The sequence below is a fragment of the Pedobacter nyackensis genome, from assembly GCF_032678475.1.
Taxonomy (GTDB): Bacteria; Bacteroidota; Bacteroidia; order Sphingobacteriales; family Sphingobacteriaceae; genus Pedobacter; species Pedobacter nyackensis_A.
Genome location: NZ_JAVTSF010000008.1, coordinates 87,804 through 106,918, shown reverse-complemented (window position 1 = coordinate 106,918; position 19,115 = coordinate 87,804). Strand labels below are relative to the sequence as shown.

Genomic DNA, 19,115 nt, shown 5'->3' with positions numbered 1-19,115 from the left:
ATTAAAAAGGATATCCTATTCCAATGTTATAAATTAAATTCTCTTTACGCCAGGTTTTGTCTCCAAAATCAACCTGGTCAATCACCCATCGTTTACCCTCTGGAAGGTAAGGCTTACGCACAGGAAAGGCAACGTCTAAACGGATCACAAAGATGGTGGCATCCAGACGAAGTCCGGCGCCTGTACCAACCGCCATTTCTTTTAAAGCATTTTGAAATTTAAAGCCTGAACCCGGACGTGGATCTGAACCAGGTGAATTGCCTGTACCAGGAGTACCCATGTCTTCTTTTCTAAGCCATACGTTTCCAGCATCGACAAATAAAGCACCGTACAAGATGCTGACCAGTTTAAAACGAAGTTCTGTATTTAGCATCGCTTTAATATCTCCACTTTGATCGGTATAACTGGCGTCTTGTCCTGGTTTTAAGTGATCTTTGTAGTTGTAAGTTCCAGGGCCCAGTGATCTTGCTGCAAAGGCCCTTATATCATTCGTCCCACCAGCAAAAAACTGGCGGACAAATGGTATTGAAGTGTTGTTGCCATAAGCATACCCATATCCTAAGTTTAAGCGGTTTGCCCAGGTGATGTTTTTAGTGACTTTATAATAGTTCCTAAAGTCAGCTTCAACACGTACAAACTGATTTATTGGAATCCCAAAAAGAGATTTTTTACCATTGTTGTTGTTTGAAGCAAATAGTCCCCAAACGTTTCCTCCTGTCTCCAGACTCCCGTTAAAATAGATGTTATTCCTTTTCGATTGATTAGTTTGGTCGGTATAGGTAAAATTGTAATTGCTGCCAATAATGAACTGTTTTTCCAGGTTTTTTTCGAGGCCTGGATTTTGCTGATATAGATGATCTTCACCTTCCGGATCGGTTACGTTAGAGGTTACATAGTTAATCGATATAGGATTAAACGTGTGTTCTTTATACTGATTTTCTTTCCAATTGTATCCAAATTCAGCTTTAAAAGAATTGAGATTATACAAAGAACCTCTGCTTAATAATTGATAGGAGAGGGAACCTATCGTTTTTGGAATGAAATTGTTGGTGCTGTTTAAACCCTTAAACGGTGTAAGAAACCTTGGGAAACTCAACTTAGCCTCCGCAGTAAACGAATAGGAATTCAATCCCTTTGAAACACCGCTTACCTGGGTTTCAAAGCCGCCGCTGGCACTTACATCCAGCTGTTCAGCTCCTCTGAATAAATTACGGGTAGTTTGGGTTAGTTTTATTTCGGACCCAACAAAGTTATTGGATTTGCTGGTTCCTGTGGCTGAGAAAGTTAAGGAGTTTTTTTTCAGTGGGGTTAGATAGATATTAAGATTCAACTGATTGTTTTTAAAACTGTCCACTGGTAGGAATTCTGCTTTTACTGCTTGAAAAACCCCTATGTTGACCATTCTGTTCAGTGATTTATTATGGTCTGTCCGGTTATAATATTCGCCTTTTTTAAAGAAAACCAGGCGGTCGAACAAACCAGGTTTAAACATATGTCTCGGATCATAGATCTTGAAATCATTATATGCTTCTGGAGTTGTTCGTCTCAGTACGCTGTCTCTTCTCAGGCTGTAATTCGGATATATATTGATATTTTCTATTGCAAAGGGTTTTAAAGCCGCGTCTGGTGCAATGTCCTTTACAATTATTCTAATGTCTACCAGCTGTTTTCCAATTGTGCTATCTACCTGCAGAATGAGATAATCTGGGCTGAAATAGAAATAACCGTGCTCTTTTAAGTCATTGTCAATTCTTACACGTTCATCTTTAAAGATGTCCAGGTCGTAATTGTCTCCCTGTTTTAACAAAGTCTTATCTTTGTTTTTATTCACAATAATAGCTAACTGTGAGCTGTCTGAGGGAAATGTGACACTGTTAATTTTATACCTGGGACCAGTCTCTGCTGTATAAACAGCTTTACCTTTTTTGCCATTTATAACAGTATCTCCGGTCACTTCAGATTGAAGATAACCCTGGCTGAGCAGGTAGCTTTTCAGGACTGCATTGTTATATGGGATTTTAACCTCGCTTAACAATACAGGAGGTTCTCCATTTTTTCTAAGCCAGTTTCGCAATCCTCCTTTTGGCTTTGTAGGTTCACCTGCCAGATTATAGATGCCAAGTTTAAACTTTATACCAAGAAGTGATTTATTTGGTCTCGGTCTGGTTTTACTTTCTAGTATTTCCTTTACGTCTTTTTGGTTGTCAATTTTTGTCGACGAATCGGGGTTAATCTTAATGTCTGCACCTGTATAGAGGTATTGTCCTGGTTTAAGACTTTTCGTGGTGCTACAGCCTGCCCAGGTTAAACATGCAAGGATAAATAATCCGGATCTAGTTAGTTGTTTCATCTTTAGCCCTCTGTTCTAGTCTTAATCTTTTCTTTTTTGAGAATTTCTGAAATACCTCTCTGAATTTATTGTAATCAACCACCAGGGCAAAACCCAATCCGGTTTCAATAATTTGCCCTTCTATTACGCCTTCATTTTGATTACGGCGATAGGCCCTTAACCTGTATCTGCCATCTCTGGAAAGTAGGTATTCAATATTTACATTCCCGGCAATATTACTGGAGCTCTCTCCCTGCGGTTGAGTGCCTTCCAAACCAAAAGAGCTACCAACAGTCACAATCAATCTGTCGCTCAGTAGTTTTTTAGATAATCCGATTTCCAGATCTGTTTTTTGCTGCATCTGGCCACTCGAATAATCTTCTGACGAATTGAGGTTGAAATTAATGTCTACTCCTTTAACCAGGCTCGAAGTAAGGTTGTTGAGTTGTTCGGTGAGTAATTTGCTTACACTTGACCTCGCAATACTTGAAATATTGGTTCCACCTCCTGCCAGACTTTGGAATGGATTATCTGCGATAAAGCGTTCCAGTACTAATAGCGCAAAAACTTGTTTGTTTAATTCGCCATCATCAGTGTTTACCTGTTGTAATTTTGTATAAACTTGTCCGCCTAAAGCACCACGCTCGTTTTCAGGTAAATCTAGTTTAAATTTGATGATTGGCTTCATGAGTTCACCGGTCATCATCAGATATACCTGAAATGGTAGCTTTGTTTTAGCTGTTACCAGATCTGGCTGGTTCAAAAGGTCGATAGGCGCAGCATTTACTTCATACAGGGCAGTAAGGTCAACGTTGGCCTCGGTAGGCTCGCCTGTCCACACAATATTGCTTCCCTGTTGTAATTTGAAGGACCTTTTTACCGGGCCAACAGTTAAATTATAACTTCCGTCTGAAATCTCATAACGACCTGTTAAGCTCGTTTTTCCACTTGGATCCATAGTTGCAGCTAAGGTTGCTTGTCCTTTTACCTTTAAGGCATCACCATTAGTTGGGTCAACCACAACGTTCAATTCTGCATTCTCATCTATGTTTATCGTCGCACTTAAATTAAAGCCCTTAATGGGTGCTTTGCTAATAGAATCAGCTGCGGTAAGGGCTTTTCTTCCATTAAGAGGAGGAGCATCAAAATCTACAAATTGTACAATGCCTTCCTGCTCAATTACAGTAGGGTCGTCGGCAGGCATAGCGAAGAAAAATTTGGTTTTATCCTCAACTCTAATATTCATGTCTACACTAGGCTGATTCATATCACCTCGCACCTTGATTGTACTTGTTAAGTATACTGTGCCATAAATCATTTCGTTGTCTTCAGCAGTGGAATTTAAGGCCCTGAAATTATTGGTCCGGATATCCATGTTAAACCTGAAGTCTTTATAGTCAGTTGTTAAGATACCTCCGGTAATTACAGCTTTCTGGTTAAGAGAATCCAGGATTGTAAACTTATTGAAATTGATGCCGGTATCGGTGAAGCTTATGGATTCATCCGGCATTCTGAAAAAAGAGTTCACATAGGCTACATTAAAGCCGGCCTGGTTAAACTTCATGTCGCCTAAAACTTTAGGCGCATCTAAACTGCCTTTGACAGAGAGTTGGCCACTAACAGTCCCGGTTCCATTTCTAATTTGCCCCATTGAAAGACTTTCGATAGCTTTTAAGTCAATCTTATCAATATTTAGCGTTAAGTCTAATGCACTTTCAGGAGCGGTGTAATAAAAACCACTGGCCCTTAACTCATGTACACCCGATAACGCAATATTTGTTTCAAAGGCATTTTCAGTATTGTTGTTCACCGCAATTCGTAGTGTGCCCAACATATCTTTTTCATAACGTAGCCGGTCGATGGTTAGATTTGCCTCAAATTTAGCAGTATCTGCAAGGTCTTTTACATTTACGGTGCCATTTATTGCTCCACCAACCATGGCACTATCTGCTTCTGCAAATCTTGTAAGTGTTTCTATTCTGAAGTCTTTAAATTCTATTTTAATAGGTGCATTAGGCGTGCTGTTTTCACTATTGATGCTTAGCAATTGTCCGCCGTTATTCAGATTAAACTGATTGGCCAGAATGCCGGATTGACCAAATTGCAGATAGTTCTCTGGGGCTACTGTCCATTTCTCATAGTTCAATAGTACTTTTTGAGGGTCAAAGCTAAACCTAAAGTCTTTGTCAATTGATTGAAACTGTCCACCTAAAATATACTTGTCCTTACGCTTGCTATCTCTTAAAAAGATATTTAGATCAAGATTGTTGTTTACCGCGGAACCACTTACTTCATTGTTAAAGAAAGATAATGATGGGCTCTGTAGGCTTTTGATATTTAATTTGTAATTTAATTTTTGGTCATTATTGTTGATATTTAGTCTTGTGCTGTCCACCCGGTAACTGCCATAAACCAATTGAGGGAATACGGCGTTGACAATCAGACTATCTTTCTTAGTATCCAAGAGGCCACCCATTCTTGAAGGCGCAAAAGTGGTTAGTTCAGGTACTAAATTTTTAAGAATTTTTGGGTTATAAAAATTCACATAAAACCTGAAACGCTGATCAGGGATTTTGGTTACAGTACCAAACTGATAATATTTGTTAATTTGATTGATAACTGCACTTCCTAAATTGGTAAGCTGATATTTTCCATCAATTTTTGCCCTCAGGAATTCAGATTTCAATGTGAGTAAATTGTGTTCCGCAGATGCTTCCGAATGTATAACAATTGTATCTACATTAAAGCTCTGGCCATCCTTAACCATTTGCATCCCGTTTACTGTAATATCGCCGTTCAGATAATCGGGGTCGGCGGTTTGTATGTCGGCCTTAATTAATCCTGCTAATTTAAATTCAGTAGGGCTGAAGTTTAATTTTTGCAGGTCTATTTGTTTTAGGTCAGCATTAGCTTTTACAGCCGGATATTTTCCTGATATGTCAACATGTGCCGTTAGCGAAAAATTAGCATTGGTGTCGGCCATACTGCTTTTTAAATCCAGTTTCTGGCCTGCATATGTGCCGCTTAAGCTTAAGTTTTTGTAAGTGTATTTGTTGTAGTATGCACTAACTAATTGTCCGTTAATTGTGGCTGAAGCTTTTTTAGCATCAAGACCAGTCCCTTTAACATTCGCTTTTACCGTGATTCTACCCAAATCCGGTTCCATTTTTAATAGACGACCTACGTTAAAATTATTTAGATTAATATTTGCAGTATAGTTTTCCTTTCCCTTAGGTCCTTTCATATTGGCTACTAGCATGGCATTGCCCATATCTGTATTGATGTTAATGCCAGTATTAAAATTGGTCATGGATCCTTTAAATTTGCCATTAGCACTAATGCTATTGGGTAGCGTGATATTAGCAGGGAGAGCATTTTTTGGAATTACAACAAGTAAGTCGTTTTTAGTTAGCGAAAACCTTTTTATGTTAAGGTCGAGAATAGTTTTATTAATATCAGGTAGACCTTTTGCTGTTCCGCTTACATCTATATGTGTACTTTTTAAGCCGTCAACCTGTAGTTTCGGAATAACCAGGTTATTCATATACCCATGCATTAACGCAGTTACTTTAATCTTTTCACTCTGGTAATTTTGAGGTAGAGCATCGCTAAAATATGCGGCATCTTTTAACCCTATAGTTGTGTTTTTTACCTGCGCATATATTTTTACCTTTTCTGGATGCTTGGTTAAATCTTCCATAGAAGTGTAATCCAGTTGCGTATTATTTTCGATAGTGGTATTGGGCGTTTTAAGCACAAGATTGCTTATTTTGGTTTGTTTTTGAGTATAAGCTACATCACCTTGTAATTTCAATAATTCGAACCCGCTTTTTTCTTTTAGTGAACCTGATTTTACATTGACCAGAATTCCGGCGTCGCTGTATGCAATCTTTTCAGCCTGCAATCCAAGTTGCTTAATAACAAGATGGTTGAAGTCCATTCCTTTTACAGGTTTTTCTGCCAGATTATCAAATTTAATGTTGTTCTCGGCCAGACTTACACTGTTTAGTAATAATGCGATTCCCGGAGTCGTCGATACGGTATCTTGTTTTGCTGTAGTTTTTGGCGGTGGTGTGGGTCTAAATGCGAAAACTACATCCGATCGGTTTAATTTTGCATCATCCAATTGGTATTTGCTGTTTTTTACATCCGCAATCAGTTTTGATAAAGAGAATTCCTTTAGGTTAACATTTGCGTTCATTTCGGAAGCAGCAGTTTTAAAATCAACCTTACTGTCATTAATTTTCCCTTCTTCAATTTTGTATTGACTATTGGTTAAGTCAATAAAGAGTTTAGTGAGCACCAGGTTACTTAAATTTACGTCTGCGCTGGTTTTCGACAACCTATCGTCAAATCCTATTTTTACTTTATTAAAAGCGAAATCTTGTATTTCTACCAGCGGAAGTTTACCAGATTCTGTTTTTGCGGTATCAATGCTATTCTCGATATGTGCTTGTAACTGTGTCAATGGTTTTTGTTGCAGGTACTTAACCGATGTGTTGTTTAAAGACAATGTTTTGATTACATAGTGCTGATTGTCCAGGTCGAAGTCTTTTATATTCGCCTTAAAATCACCAAGATTTAGCTTCATATCATTGCCGGCCACATCATCACGGTACACGATTCCGATGTCCTCAAGATCAATTTTACTGATTGAAAATTTTAGCGTAGAAGTGGTGTCTTTTTGAATTTCTTCTTCCGGTTTAGTTTGCTCAGTCATGAAAGCGTCTACTAAAAAGGAAAAGTTAAAAGAGGTGTCGGGATTGATACGCGTTACATTTGTCCTGATCTTTTGTAAGGTGATATTGTTTATTTCAACTTTGTTATTGAGTAATTTAAACAGACTGATATCAACAGCAAACTTTTGAGCATAAAGTAAGGTGTCACCCTTTTTGTCTTCAATATAAAATTTGTTAAGGATGATATCTTTTGGTAAGCCTATTTTAATACTTTCCAGACTGATTTCTGTTTTTGTTTTCTTTTTAAGGTAAGTAATGGCTTTATCTTTTACGAAATTTTGAACAGCTGGAATATTTAAGGAAAGCGCGATCAGCAGAACCAATAGGATTATGCTGGCTATGATCCACAGTAAAATTTTAATGCTTTTTCGTATATATTTATTCAATTGATAGGGATTGAAAGTTTATGTATCTTTAAGGGGAACCAAAATCATGCCATCTGAGCGTAATTTGTCCACTTTAATATACTACAATCTATTGAATTAATTGTTTAAAAGTATAAACAAACTTGGATGTTTTATAACTTTGTAGTCGAAAACAGGGATTTTTCTACTTTCGGAAAGAATATTCCATCAACTAAGAACTGTTCAAAACTCTGTTCTTAAAATTTCGTTTTCAACCCTTATATTTACAGCATAACAATCCTTTTTTGATGAGCGAAGAAATAGAAAACAACATAAACGAAGAAAACAAACATACTGTAATTCCCATCAATGGACTTTACGAAAACTGGTTCCTCGATTATGCTTCCTATGTAATTCTGGATCGCGCTGTGCCACACATCAACGATGGTTTGAAACCGGTACAGCGACGCATTATGCATTCTCTGAAAGAGATGGATGATGGACGTTTTAATAAGGCCGCCAATGTGATCGGGAATACAATGAAGTACCATCCACATGGTGATGCTTCTATTGGCGATGCAATGGTACAAATTGGTCAGAAAGACTTATTGATTGATTGTCAGGGTAACTGGGGCGATCCAATTACTGGTGACAACGCTGCTGCACCCCGGTATATCGAGGCCCGTTTGTCTAAATTTGCTAATGAAGTAGTCTTCAATGGAGATACTACAGTATGGCAATTAAGTTATGACGGGCGTAACAATGAACCCGTTACTTTACCTGTTAAATTTCCCCTGTTGCTTGCGCAGGGAGCGGAAGGGATTGCCGTTGGTTTAGCGACTAAGGTAATGCCCCATAATTTTGTTGAATTACTGGATGCTTCTATTGAAGCGTTACAAGGGCAAAGGCCTAATATTTTGCCAGATTTCTTTACCGGTGGTATGGCGGATTTTTCAGCCTATAATGAGGGGATGCGCGGTGGAAAGATTCGTGTAAGGGCGAAAATCACCGAAAAGGATAAGAAGACGCTGGTTATTACCGAAATTCCTTACAGCACCACCACGGGTTCAGTTATTGATAGCATTTTATCTGCCAATGATAAGGGTAAAATCAAAATCAAGAAGATTGAAGACAATACCGCTGCACATGTGGAAATTGTCATTCAACTCGCACCGGGTATTTCACCGGATGTAACCATTGATGCTTTGTATGCATTTACCTCCTGCGAAGTTTCAATTTCTCCGAATACCTGTATCATTAAAGACGAGAAACCACAGTTTTTGAGTGTAAATGATATTCTGATACAGAATGTATTGCACACTAAAGCTTTGTTAAAGCAGGAACTGGAAATAAAACTGCATGAGCTTCAGGAAAAGATATTTTTCAGTTCACTGTTGAAGATCTTCATCCAGGAAGGTATGTACAAAAATGCCGAATACGAAAACTCAGGTAATTTTGAGATCGTTGTGGAGGTCTTAAATAGATTGTTTGATCCATTTAAGCCAGATCTGTATAGAGAAATACTACCGGAAGATTTTAAAAAACTTATTGATAAACCAATGAGTAGCATTACCCGCTTTGATGTTAAAAAAGCGGATGATCAGATGAAAGCGCTTTCGGACGAAATAAAAGTGGTTAAAAACCATTTACGTCATCTTACTGAATATGCTATTGCCTGGTTTCAAAAACTGAAAGACAAGTATGGTAAAGGAAGGGAACGTAAAACAGAGATCCGTTTATTCGATAGAGTAGAAGCATCTAAAGTTGCACTGGCTAACGTAAAGTTATATCTGAACCGCGAGGATGGTTTTATTGGAACCGGTTTGCGTAAGGATGAATTTGTTGCCGATTGTTCGGATATCGACGAGGTTATTGTCTTTAGAGAAGATGGGAAATGTATCATTACCAAAGTAGCTGATAAAACCTTTGTCGGTAAAGGTATTCTGCATGCCCAGGTATTTAAAAAAGGAGATGAACGTACCATTTATAACATGATTTACAAGGATGGTGCAAGTGGCGTTTCCTATATCAAGCGTTTTGCTGTGGTAGGGGTTACCCGCGATAAAGAATACGATTTAACAAAAGGTAGTAAAGGCTCGAAAGTGTTGTATTTTACCGCTAATCCTAACGGGGAAGCTGAAATTGTAACGGTACAGCTTAAACCACATACTAAATTAAAGAAGTTGCAGTTTGATCTGGACTTTGCTGAAATCGCTATCAAAGGACGTGGCTCACAGGGAAATATAGTCTCTAAATATCCAATTAAAAAGATCCTGCTGAAAAGTAAAGGAGTATCTACATTGTCTGGATTAAAAATCTGGTATGATGATCTTTTAAGAAGACTGAACGTAGACGGTAGAGGTAAATATCTGGGTGAGTTTGACGGCGATGACAAGATTTTACAGGTACATAAAGATGGCTGGTATGAACTAAGTACTTTTGAACTGAGCAACCACTTTGATGCAGATCTGATATTGATTCAGAAGTTTGATCCTGAGAAACCTTTTGCTGTAGTACAATATGAAGGTAAGGCTAAAAACTATTTTATAAAACGGTTCCTATTCGAAACTATTGGCGTGGGTAAGAAATTAAGCCTTATCAGTGAAGAAAGTGGTTCTAAGTTTTTGTATCTGACCAGTAATCCGGCAGCTGTTCTTACCGTTGATGTATTGAAAGGTAAAACTCAGATACCAGAGACACTTGAAATTGTACTGGCAGAGTTTATTGACGTGAAAGGAATTAAAGCGAATGGAAACAGGCTTACCGCTCACGATGTGAAGAATATTACCATTTCCAATAATAAAGAAATAGAACCCGAATTAGAAGTTAAGGCCAGCACTTCAGAAACTGAAGAGACAAATGCTGAAACTGGTGACGAGTTGGTTCAAGATGAGGAAACGATAGTTCCTGATGCACACGAAGATGAACTCGTTGATCCTGCATTAAGTAAAGACGCAGATGAAGAAGAAGTTCCTTTGCCTGAAGCAAATGTAGATGCCGATACTGTTGAAACTGAAACTCCAGTATCAGTTGAGGAAAAACCTACTCCGAAACCAAAGAAAGCTTTTGAAGTTAAGCCTTCGGTAAAAGCGGTTGCTGGTGTCCCTGCTGAGCCTCAGTCGCCTATCGAAGCATCTACAGCTGATAGGGATAGGGAAGATCCGATTGTGGAGAAGCCTTTAGCGCCTGAAAAGCCTAAGAAGGCATGGGGAAGTCCGGCTACAGAGAAAGCTGCACCTGCACCAGCGGCTAAGCCAGCTGCTGAAGAGTCTACGCCCGTTGAATCTCCTGCAGTTGAACCGGAAAAGGCAGAACCTGAAAAAGAAGAGCCTAAAAAGGAAGAAAAACCCGTTAAGAAAGTAGATTTTGAAATCACTAATCCTGACGACATTAAAATAGATGACAAAGGTCAGTTAGGGTTCTTTTAACCCTAACTTTTGAAGCTTACAAACGCTACGCTGATTGTTTCTGACAGGTGCCTGTTAACAATTAGCGCGGCAATTGTTGTTGTTTAAACAACTCAAATCTTGAAGGTTGGTTTTTTCTTGGCCAGATATTGTTGCTTTCATCTATATCAGCAGTTTCACGATAAGGATCTATTTGTACGGAGGTAACCTCTTTAGCTTTAGCAAACACTTTCGTTAGCTTGTTTTCATCTTTCCGCCAGATATAAGCAGGAATGCGGTCTACCTCTTTGCTGCCGTCAGCAAATGTCCATTCAATCACAATTGGCATCACCAATCCACCTACGTTAGAAAAGTCCAACTCGTAAAAATTACCTGGTGCTTTACTGTCGGCCGATTTGATCTGTGTATAGCGTACATTATTTATCGCAATGTCAACAGGATCCGTTGTGAAAAACCAGCCTCTCCAAAACCAGTCCAGGTCAACGGCTGATGCATCTTCCATAGTTCTAAAAAAGTCAGCAGGAGTAGGGTGTTTGAATGCCCATCGTTTTGCGTATTCTTTAAATGCGTAATCAAATAGTTCTTTGCCCATTACAGTTTCCCTTAAAATATTTAAAGCTGTGGCAGGCTTTGCATATGCATTCGGGCCAAAGTTGATGATGTTTTCGGAGTTCGTCATAATGGGTTCTAACTGATCCTTTGGCATCTTCATGTAGTCTGTAATTTTATGTGCAGGCCCACGTTGTGATGGGTAGTTTGGGTCCCAGGTTTTTTCAGCCAGATATTGGCAAAAAGTATTCAGGCCTTCATCCATCCATGACCACTGACGTTCATCGGAGTTAACAATCATTGGAAAGAAGTTGTGGCCTACTTCATGTATAATTACACTGATCATGCCATATTTAATGGCATCTGAGTAGGTGCCATCTTTTTCTGCACGACCATAATTAAAACAAATCATAGGGTATTCCATACCATTGGCGGCCTCAACGGAAATCGCCACCGGATACGGATAAGGTATGGTATGTTTAGAATATTCTCTTAAAGTGTGGTCCACAACTTTGGTAGAGTACTTGTTGTAAAGTGGGTAGGCTTCTGGTCCGTAATAAGACATGGACATGATCTTTTTTCCATTGATATGGGTTGCCATGGCATCCCAGACTAATCTACGTGATGATACCCAGGCAAAATCCCTTACATTTTCAGCCGTATAAATCCATGTTTTTTTTGCGGATGATTTTGTTGTTAAGGCCGATTTTATCTCAGAAAGGTTTACAATCTCTATCGGTTCTTTTGCTGTTTGCGCCGCATTCCATCTTTTTAAATGCTCTGCATTTAATACCTGGTTATAATTCTGACATTCGCCTGTTGCACCTAATATATGATCTGCAGGAACAGTCATGTTTACTTTATAATTGCCAAATGCAAGGGCAAATTCACCTCTTCCTTCGAATTGCTTGTTTTGCCAGCCCTGGAAGTCAGAATAAACTGCCATTCTTGGAAACCATTGCGTCATAGTAAAGATGTAGTTGTCGTCTGCGGCAAAATATTCATAGCCACCTCTGCCGCCTTCAACCATACGATTGGCAATATTGTAATTCCAGGTTATTTTAAGCTTATATTTTTGTTTAGGCTGTAATACAAAAGGCAAGTCTATACGCATCATCGTATTGTTAATGATGTATGGTAAAGCTGTTCCTTTCTCGTCGGTAACTTTTAATATTTGAACCCCAAGCTTGTTCTCCGGGTTAATAATGTCAGATAACGTTTTTTCGCTCATCTGCTCATTTAACTTACTTCTTTCAGTGAGTTTGTTGTCGCTGCTTGCTTTGTGTTGGTTCTCGTCAAGCTGTACCCATAAATAACTTAATGGATCAGGAGAGTTATTGTAATAGGTGATCGTTTCTGAGCCATTTAGCTGCAGGTTCTTTTCATCCAGTTCAGCATCAATCTCGTAATCTGCACGTTGTTGCCAGTAGGCAGGGCCGGGGGCCCCGGATGCTGATCTATACATATTAGGATCAGAAATGATAGTGCCCAATTGTTCAAACTTATTGCCATGGTTGGAACCAGGATTGTTTATATGTTGGCTGAATGCATTCGCACTAAATATTAGTGCAATAAAAAACAAGAAGCTTTTATTCATGAATAGTTTGGTGTTTGTAGTTATTTACGTTATTAATGCTGGAAATCTTTCGGCAGCCATTACAAACGATATTCCAAATATAGCGGATGAAAGAAAGAAATTATAATCCCATTGCTTGATTTTTATAATCCAGATCAGGAAAAACGATATAACCAGAATTCCGGCAACAATTAAAACCTGACCAAACTCTAATCCGATATTAAAGGCAAAAAGTTCGGCTGTTATGCTGCTGCTTTTTCCCAACAGGCTTTTCAGGTAATTGGAAAATCCTAAACCATGTATCAACCCAAAAAATAAAGCTGCTGTATATTTAAATCTTTGGGCCTTGGGTTTCTGCCTTTTACTAACGATGTTTGATAAGGCCGTAATTACAATGGTAACCGGGATTAGAAATTCAATTAAAGACGTATTTACGGTAATCACTTTAAAGATGCTTAAGGCAAGGGTAACACTATGGCCTACAGTAAAAGCGGTTACGAGGATCAGAACCTTTTTCCAATCCGCTATAGTATAGGTTCCACAAAGTGCAATTACAAATAAAATGTGATCGTATCCCTGCCAGTCTAAAATATGTTGCCATCCTAATTGAAAATAAAGGGAGAAGTCTTGCATTGAATAAAATAGTAAATTAGCTAATTATAACAGCAATATCCTCATTTAAATTAATAAAGCAAAATGTCACGACTATTCTTACTTTTTTGGTTAAATATATTTCATCCTTTTTATGTAAGTGTAACTGATATTGTACATAATAAAACTACAGGCACTGTACAAGTTAGTGTTAGAATCTTTTTTGATGATTTTGAAAAGGCCCTCGAAAAAAAATATCAGACAAAAGTGAACATATTGAAGCCTGCTAACCGAAGAGAGGTGGATGAGCTGATTGCTGCTTATATTAAAACTCATTTGAACATTAGTGCAAATGGGAAGCCTCTTGATCTAAAATATCTGGGCTATGAAATAGAGGAAGATGCAGCCTGGTGTTATTTCGAAACTGTAAAAGTAAAAGGGATTAAACAACTGGGGGTCGAAAATGATATACTTTTTGAACAGCATTCATCGCAAAGTAACATGATTCACGCCACAGTAAACGGAAAACGAAAAAGTACAAAGCTGGATAATCCTAAGAAAGCAGCCGTTTTTACTTATTAACAGACTAAGCGTTTTCCCGATTGATTTATAAGTTCCATTCAGGACGATGTCAAGTAAATCCAGGACTGGTGTAAAGCCATTTCAGATCTATACACGGCTTGGGTTGAATAAGGATTTGGAGCAGGTTTGGTCGGGATTTCTTCGGAAAAAGGTACTTTTTTCCGAAGAAAGGTGCAAGGAATGTGCACCAAACCTTTATGTAAGGTACAACCTAACCAAAGGCAAGGCCAGATTTAATTGCTCAATAAATAAAAAAGGGGTATATCATGATAGTGATATACCCCTTCACTGGAAAGTATTTTGTTTTACTGGTACTGAATATAAATCGGTGCCGGTTTTAACTTCATTAGCTCTTCAGGTGTCATTAATCTGTTCGGCGCTTTCTTCAGGTCATTTTTATAGAATAGTTTGAATCCTGTAAACTGAACGGGCTCAGAATAGATAAAGTGACGATATGTACCTTTTTTAAGTTCTGGTTCACCCCATCCATCCATGTGCATAACAACCTGGACTTCCGGACGAAGTTTGATATTCTGATAATTGCTGACCATTTTTTTTGTGAAACGGTGTATAACAAATACTTTAGGAGGTAGGTTATGTTTCTTGACCATATCAGCAAGGTATTGAGATACATAATTGATATCTACAGCATCGTAAGTTCCAATTTTACGACCTGGTAATGAACCATCTTTCATAGAGAACTCCGGGTCAATACCTAAATGTACATAGGGTAACTGCAGGTACTTTTCAATATGCGGTAATTCTGCTTTAATGTTGCTCAAAGCAACCTGTAAATCTAAGAAAACGATAGTGTTTGGACGCATTTTAGCAATAGCCAATACAGAATCAATTTGACTGTTAGCCATTCGATTGATGTATTTTCCATCTTTGCCTGGTGTTCCGCTAGCTACAGCTGCTATATAATGCAGTCCAGCCTGAACAGGAGTTGCAGGATCGACTTTTTCCCAATGTTTAATCTCTTTATTTAATTTACTCCACATCTCTTTAGGCGCATACTCACCAAGAGCACCCATTTTTTTAGAGTGTAAATTTCCGTAATAAACTACAATTCTTTTGAAAGGAAGGATTGCTCCAGCCAGTGGATAAGGTTGATTTTTTACCGGCCATTTACCAGTTGTATCTCCGTTTGCCAGTTTGGTAAGTAGTGCGTTGTACTTGGCGGTGTCTACTGGTTGCCTGGTTGTATCTGCTGTTTCCGTTTCAACAGCAACGGTATCACCGCTAGCAGTTACTTTAACTTGTCCTTTAGCGTTTTTTGTATCAGAAGCACAGCTGGTCAATAAGGCCATTGTTGCTGTACTGATTAAAAGAATGCCTGCCAGGTGAGGTATTTTCATAGGGTATATAATTTAAATTATGCAAGTATAGCCATCTTAAAAGGAATAAAAAAGCAGGGACAAAGGTATTCTTTAAATTTATTTTAATATTGTTTGGAATTATTCTAAATAAGTTGTTATACTCGCAGTGTTATTTAAAACGATTCTAAACAGTGCTATTGGAATATTTTAAATGAGAATAGGAAACGAAGATTTAATAGAGATGTATTAATCATTTCTAAACGATATAAAAGTACTATTTGGTTTAGTTTAGTTGATAAGGATATGCTTCCGGAGCCCTCCGGAAGCTCCTTTTAAAAGACAACCAATAAAAGAAACTTGATCAGTAAGGTGTTACTGGGTGAGTGTGTTTAAAGAAAAGGTGCCGGTTTGAGTGTGCGGCACCTTATTTTAGAAACTGTTGAATTTCCCAAAAACACCGAGTGGTAATTTAATACCAGATGTTGCCTGTAAATAAAGTTCACCTGTTTCCAGATTTCTTACCTGGGGGAAAGAGGTTTTGATCAAGTTCTCCACGATAACAGAAGAGAACCCTAGTGAATAGGTGTTTAGAATTAAAAAATGCTCCTGTTCATCCAATAACTGAACCACATCCTGCATCATTTCCTGAATATGGTCTTCCAGTTTCCACTTTTCGCCATTAGGTCCATGTCCAAATGCCGGCGGATCTAAAATAATACCATTATATTTTTTCCCTCTTTTCAGCTCTCTTTTTACAAACTTAAGCGCATCTTCTACAACCCAGCGCACATCTTTCAATTTAGATAGCTCCTGATTCTCATTTGCCCAGTTTACAACCTGTTTTATGGAATCTACGTGGGTTGTATCTGCTCCAGCTGCTTTAGCGATTAAAGACGCTGCACCAGTATAAGCAAATAGGTTTAATACTTTTGGACTTCGTGTTTTAAATTTTTTGATGCAAGAAGAAATATAGTCCCAGTTTACAGCCTGTTCAGGAAATACACCCACATGTTTAAAAGAAGTAAGACCTAAGCGCAGGTTAATCGTTACATCATCATTGGTGTATTCTACATTCCATCTATCAGGAATCTGGTTAGCGCTCTTAATCCATTCTCCTGACGTCGCAGAGCGGCCTTTAAAGCGAATATGTGTTTGCTTTTTCCATTCCTGGTCGGACAATGTTTTTTTCCAGACCGCTTGAGGTTCTGGTCTGGACAATATTAAATTGCCAAAGCGTTCTAATTTTTCAAAATCACCACAATCAATTAACTCATAATCTTTCCAGTGAGTGGGGGTAAGCAGGCTTATCATAAAATGAATATATTAAAATTTTCCTTTTGCAGCCTTCATAAAGCGGCTCGCAAAAACAAAGTCATTTAGTTCTTGAACATCAGTGTGGGCGATTTCTTTATTAGAGCCTTCCCAGAATTTCTTGCCCTCGTGAAGGAAAAGTATGTAATCGCCAATACCCATTACCGAGTTCATATCATGGGTAACTACAATTGTAGTGGTATTGTATTCTTCTGTTATTTCCTTGATTAGCTCATCAATAACAATTGATGTCTTAGGATCGAGGCCAGAGTTCGGCTCATCCACAAATAAATACTTCGGGTTCATAGCAATGGCGCGGGCAATGCCTACCCGTTTTTTCATTCCGCCGGAAAGTTCCGCAGGATATAGTTTGTTTTTGCCCTCCAGGTTTACCCGTTCAAGACAAAAGTTTACCCTTTCCAGTTTTTCTTTACGGCTTTGCTCGGTAAACATGTTCAATGGAAACATGATGTTTTCTTCAACAGTCATGGAATCAAATAATGCTGATCCCTGAAAAAGCATGCCGATCTCTTTCCTGATTTCGATCTTTTCTTCGAAGTTCATTGCAGTGAATTCCCGACCATCATACTCTACATTGCCTTTTTCAGGATGGTGTAAGCCGATCATGCATTTCAATAATGTAGTTTTCCCGGAACCTGAGCCTCCAATGATCAAATTTGTTACCCCGGCTTCAAACTTACCAGATATACCTTTTAGTACTTCGTTGTCGCCAAAAGATTTATAGATGTCTTTGATTTCGATCATAGCAATAACTGGGTTACAATGTAATCACATGCAAGGATAGAGATGCAACTTACTACAACAGCTCTTGTGCTTGCCTGCGCAACTTCTAATGCTCCTCCTTTTACATAGAAACCTTCGTATGCAGGTACAGAGGTAATAATAAAACCAAATACAAAAGCTTTAACTAAAGCAACAACGATGGTATAGGGATTAAAATCAGTAGTAATACCCTGGATATACTCAGCAGGAGTAACAGCACCTGATAAAGTTCCGCCAATATACCCCCCTGTAATACTTAAAAACATAGACATAATAACCAATAAAGGTACCATGGTAATGCCTGCGATAATTTTAGGGAGGATGAGATAGCCCGGTGAATTGATACCCATAATTTCCAGCGCATCAATCTGCTCGCTTACGCGCATGGTGCCAATTTCTGAAGAAATAGCTGAGCCAATTTTACCTGCAAGTACAATAGCACTAATGGTTGGACTAAGTTCCAGGATGCTTGAATCGCGGTTAACGGAACCAATAATTGTTTTAGGAATGAAGTCACTAACCAATTGGAAAGCAATTTGTAATGTCATTACAGCGCCAATAAAAGTAGATATGATGGCAATTAGCCCTAAAGAGCCAACACCAATAAAGTCCATTTGCTTAAAGATGGCCTGCAGGTATATTTTAAATTTTTCAGGTCTTCTAAATACGGCCTTAAGTAAAAGGAGGTATCTGCCAAAATTGGTGAAATTCATGCAATGAAAAATTAACTGTGGTATTTACGCAATATTAATACAAAGAAACAATAAAAAGTTGAAACCCGATGAGTTTGCTTGTACAAACGGATTTCTGACAAATCTTTTGCCACAAAGTTTTTGAGTGATGGCCTTTTTTGTATTATTGCGGCTCATTAAAAGGTGTAACAATGAATGCAATTATTACCGGAGCAACCAAAGGAATTGGAAAGGCCATTGCCATAAGGCTTGCAGAACATGGCTATAATTTGGCTATTTGCGCAAGAAATAGTCAAGAGTTGGAGCGTTTTGCTGACGATCTTCGGTATACCGGAGCAAAAATATTGATCTGGCAGGCAGATTGCAGTATAAAAGAAGAGGTGTATGCTTTTTGCAATGCTGTAAAAGAACAAATGGGGACGGTTGATGTGCTGGTAAATAATGTTGGGACCTATTTGCCGGGTAGCCTGCTGGATGAAGCTGATGATGTGTTGCAAAAACAGTTGGATTTGAATCTAAATGCGGCCTATTATGTTTCCAAGTATTTTGGTAAAATGATGCGTGAGTGCCAGAAAGGACATATTTTTAACATTTGTTCCATTGCTTCCAAGGCCGTAGTAGAAAATGGTGGTAGCTATTCTGTAACTAAATCAGCTTTGTTAAGTCTTAATGATGTATTGAGAGCGGAACTATCAAAGTACAATGTAAAAGTAACGGCAATATTGCCAGGTTCTACATTAACGTCATCGTGGGAGGGAACAGATATCCCCGCTGAACGTTTTGTACAACCCGAAGATATCGCCAGCGCATTGTACACCATTTTAAACTTAAGTAAAGGTGTAAATGTTGATGAAATAGTTTTGAAACCACTACAGTTTTAAATTAACAGGAGG

11 protein-coding genes are annotated in these 19,115 nt (G+C 38.4%); 3 read left to right on the top strand and 8 right to left on the bottom strand.

Annotated features, from left to right (window positions below; genetic code table 11):
- Position 1 precedes the first annotated feature (1 nt).
- Both R2Q84_RS22040 and R2Q84_RS22035 read right to left on the bottom strand, forming a co-directional pair.
- Positions 2–2,350 (bottom strand): BamA/TamA family outer membrane protein, encoded by a 2,349-nt coding sequence (locus R2Q84_RS22040; RefSeq protein ID WP_316818766.1) that lies wholly within the window; start codon positions 2,348–2,350, stop codon positions 2–4.
- Positions 2,334–7,454, bottom strand: a complete 5,121-nt coding sequence (locus R2Q84_RS22035) for a translocation/assembly module TamB domain-containing protein (protein WP_316818765.1) — start codon at positions 7,452–7,454, stop codon at positions 2,334–2,336. The genes R2Q84_RS22040 and R2Q84_RS22035 overlap by 17 nt, the downstream gene beginning before the upstream one ends.
- Before the next feature lie 266 nt (positions 7,455–7,720).
- Between R2Q84_RS22035 and R2Q84_RS22030 the strand changes: the two genes are divergently transcribed.
- Positions 7,721–10,840, top strand: coding sequence for a DNA gyrase/topoisomerase IV subunit A (locus R2Q84_RS22030; RefSeq protein ID WP_316818764.1), 3,120 nt, complete (start codon positions 7,721–7,723; stop codon positions 10,838–10,840).
- A gap of 61 nt (positions 10,841–10,901) precedes the next feature.
- Here R2Q84_RS22030 and R2Q84_RS22025 read toward each other — a convergent pair whose 3' ends face one another.
- Positions 10,902–12,965 (bottom strand): M1 family metallopeptidase, encoded by a 2,064-nt coding sequence (locus R2Q84_RS22025; protein ID WP_316818763.1) that lies wholly within the window; start codon positions 12,963–12,965, stop codon positions 10,902–10,904.
- 24 nt (positions 12,966–12,989) lie between these two features.
- The gene (locus R2Q84_RS22020) at positions 12,990–13,577 is read right to left on the bottom strand and encodes a HupE/UreJ family protein (protein ID WP_316818762.1); all 588 of its coding nucleotides are present in this window, start codon (positions 13,575–13,577) and stop codon (positions 12,990–12,992) included.
- A gap of 63 nt (positions 13,578–13,640) precedes the next feature.
- Here R2Q84_RS22020 and R2Q84_RS22015 point away from each other — a divergent pair, with 63 nt between their 5' ends.
- Positions 13,641–14,117, top strand: a complete 477-nt coding sequence (locus R2Q84_RS22015; protein WP_316818761.1) for a DUF6702 family protein — start codon at positions 13,641–13,643, stop codon at positions 14,115–14,117.
- Between the two features lie 305 nt (positions 14,118–14,422).
- On the opposite strand, the gene R2Q84_RS22010 is transcribed toward R2Q84_RS22015, so the two are convergent.
- From R2Q84_RS22010 to R2Q84_RS21995, 4 genes are all read right to left on the bottom strand, one after another.
- Positions 14,423–15,475 carry a hypothetical protein gene (locus R2Q84_RS22010; RefSeq protein WP_316818760.1) on the bottom strand — a complete coding sequence of 351 codons (1,053 nt, stop codon included), beginning with the start codon at positions 15,473–15,475 and terminating at the stop codon, positions 14,423–14,425.
- A gap of 390 nt (positions 15,476–15,865) precedes the next feature.
- Positions 15,866–16,747 (bottom strand): class I SAM-dependent methyltransferase, encoded by an 882-nt coding sequence (locus R2Q84_RS22005; protein ID WP_316818759.1) that lies wholly within the window; start codon positions 16,745–16,747, stop codon positions 15,866–15,868.
- A 12-nt stretch (positions 16,748–16,759) separates the two neighbouring features.
- Entirely contained in the window at positions 16,760–17,512 is a 753-nt protein-coding gene (locus tag R2Q84_RS22000) for an ABC transporter ATP-binding protein (protein WP_316818758.1), read from the bottom strand.
- On the bottom strand, positions 17,509–18,243 hold the full coding sequence (locus R2Q84_RS21995) for an ABC transporter permease (RefSeq protein WP_316818757.1): 735 nt from the start codon (positions 18,241–18,243) through the stop codon (positions 17,509–17,511). Before R2Q84_RS21995 ends, R2Q84_RS22000 begins: the two co-directional genes overlap by 4 nt.
- A gap of 170 nt (positions 18,244–18,413) precedes the next feature.
- Here R2Q84_RS21995 and R2Q84_RS21990 point away from each other — a divergent pair, with 170 nt between their 5' ends.
- A complete protein-coding gene (locus tag R2Q84_RS21990) occupies positions 18,414–19,103 on the top strand; it encodes an SDR family oxidoreductase (RefSeq protein ID WP_316818756.1) in 690 nt (229 codons plus the stop codon).
- The last annotated feature ends 12 nt before the right edge of the window (positions 19,104–19,115 follow it).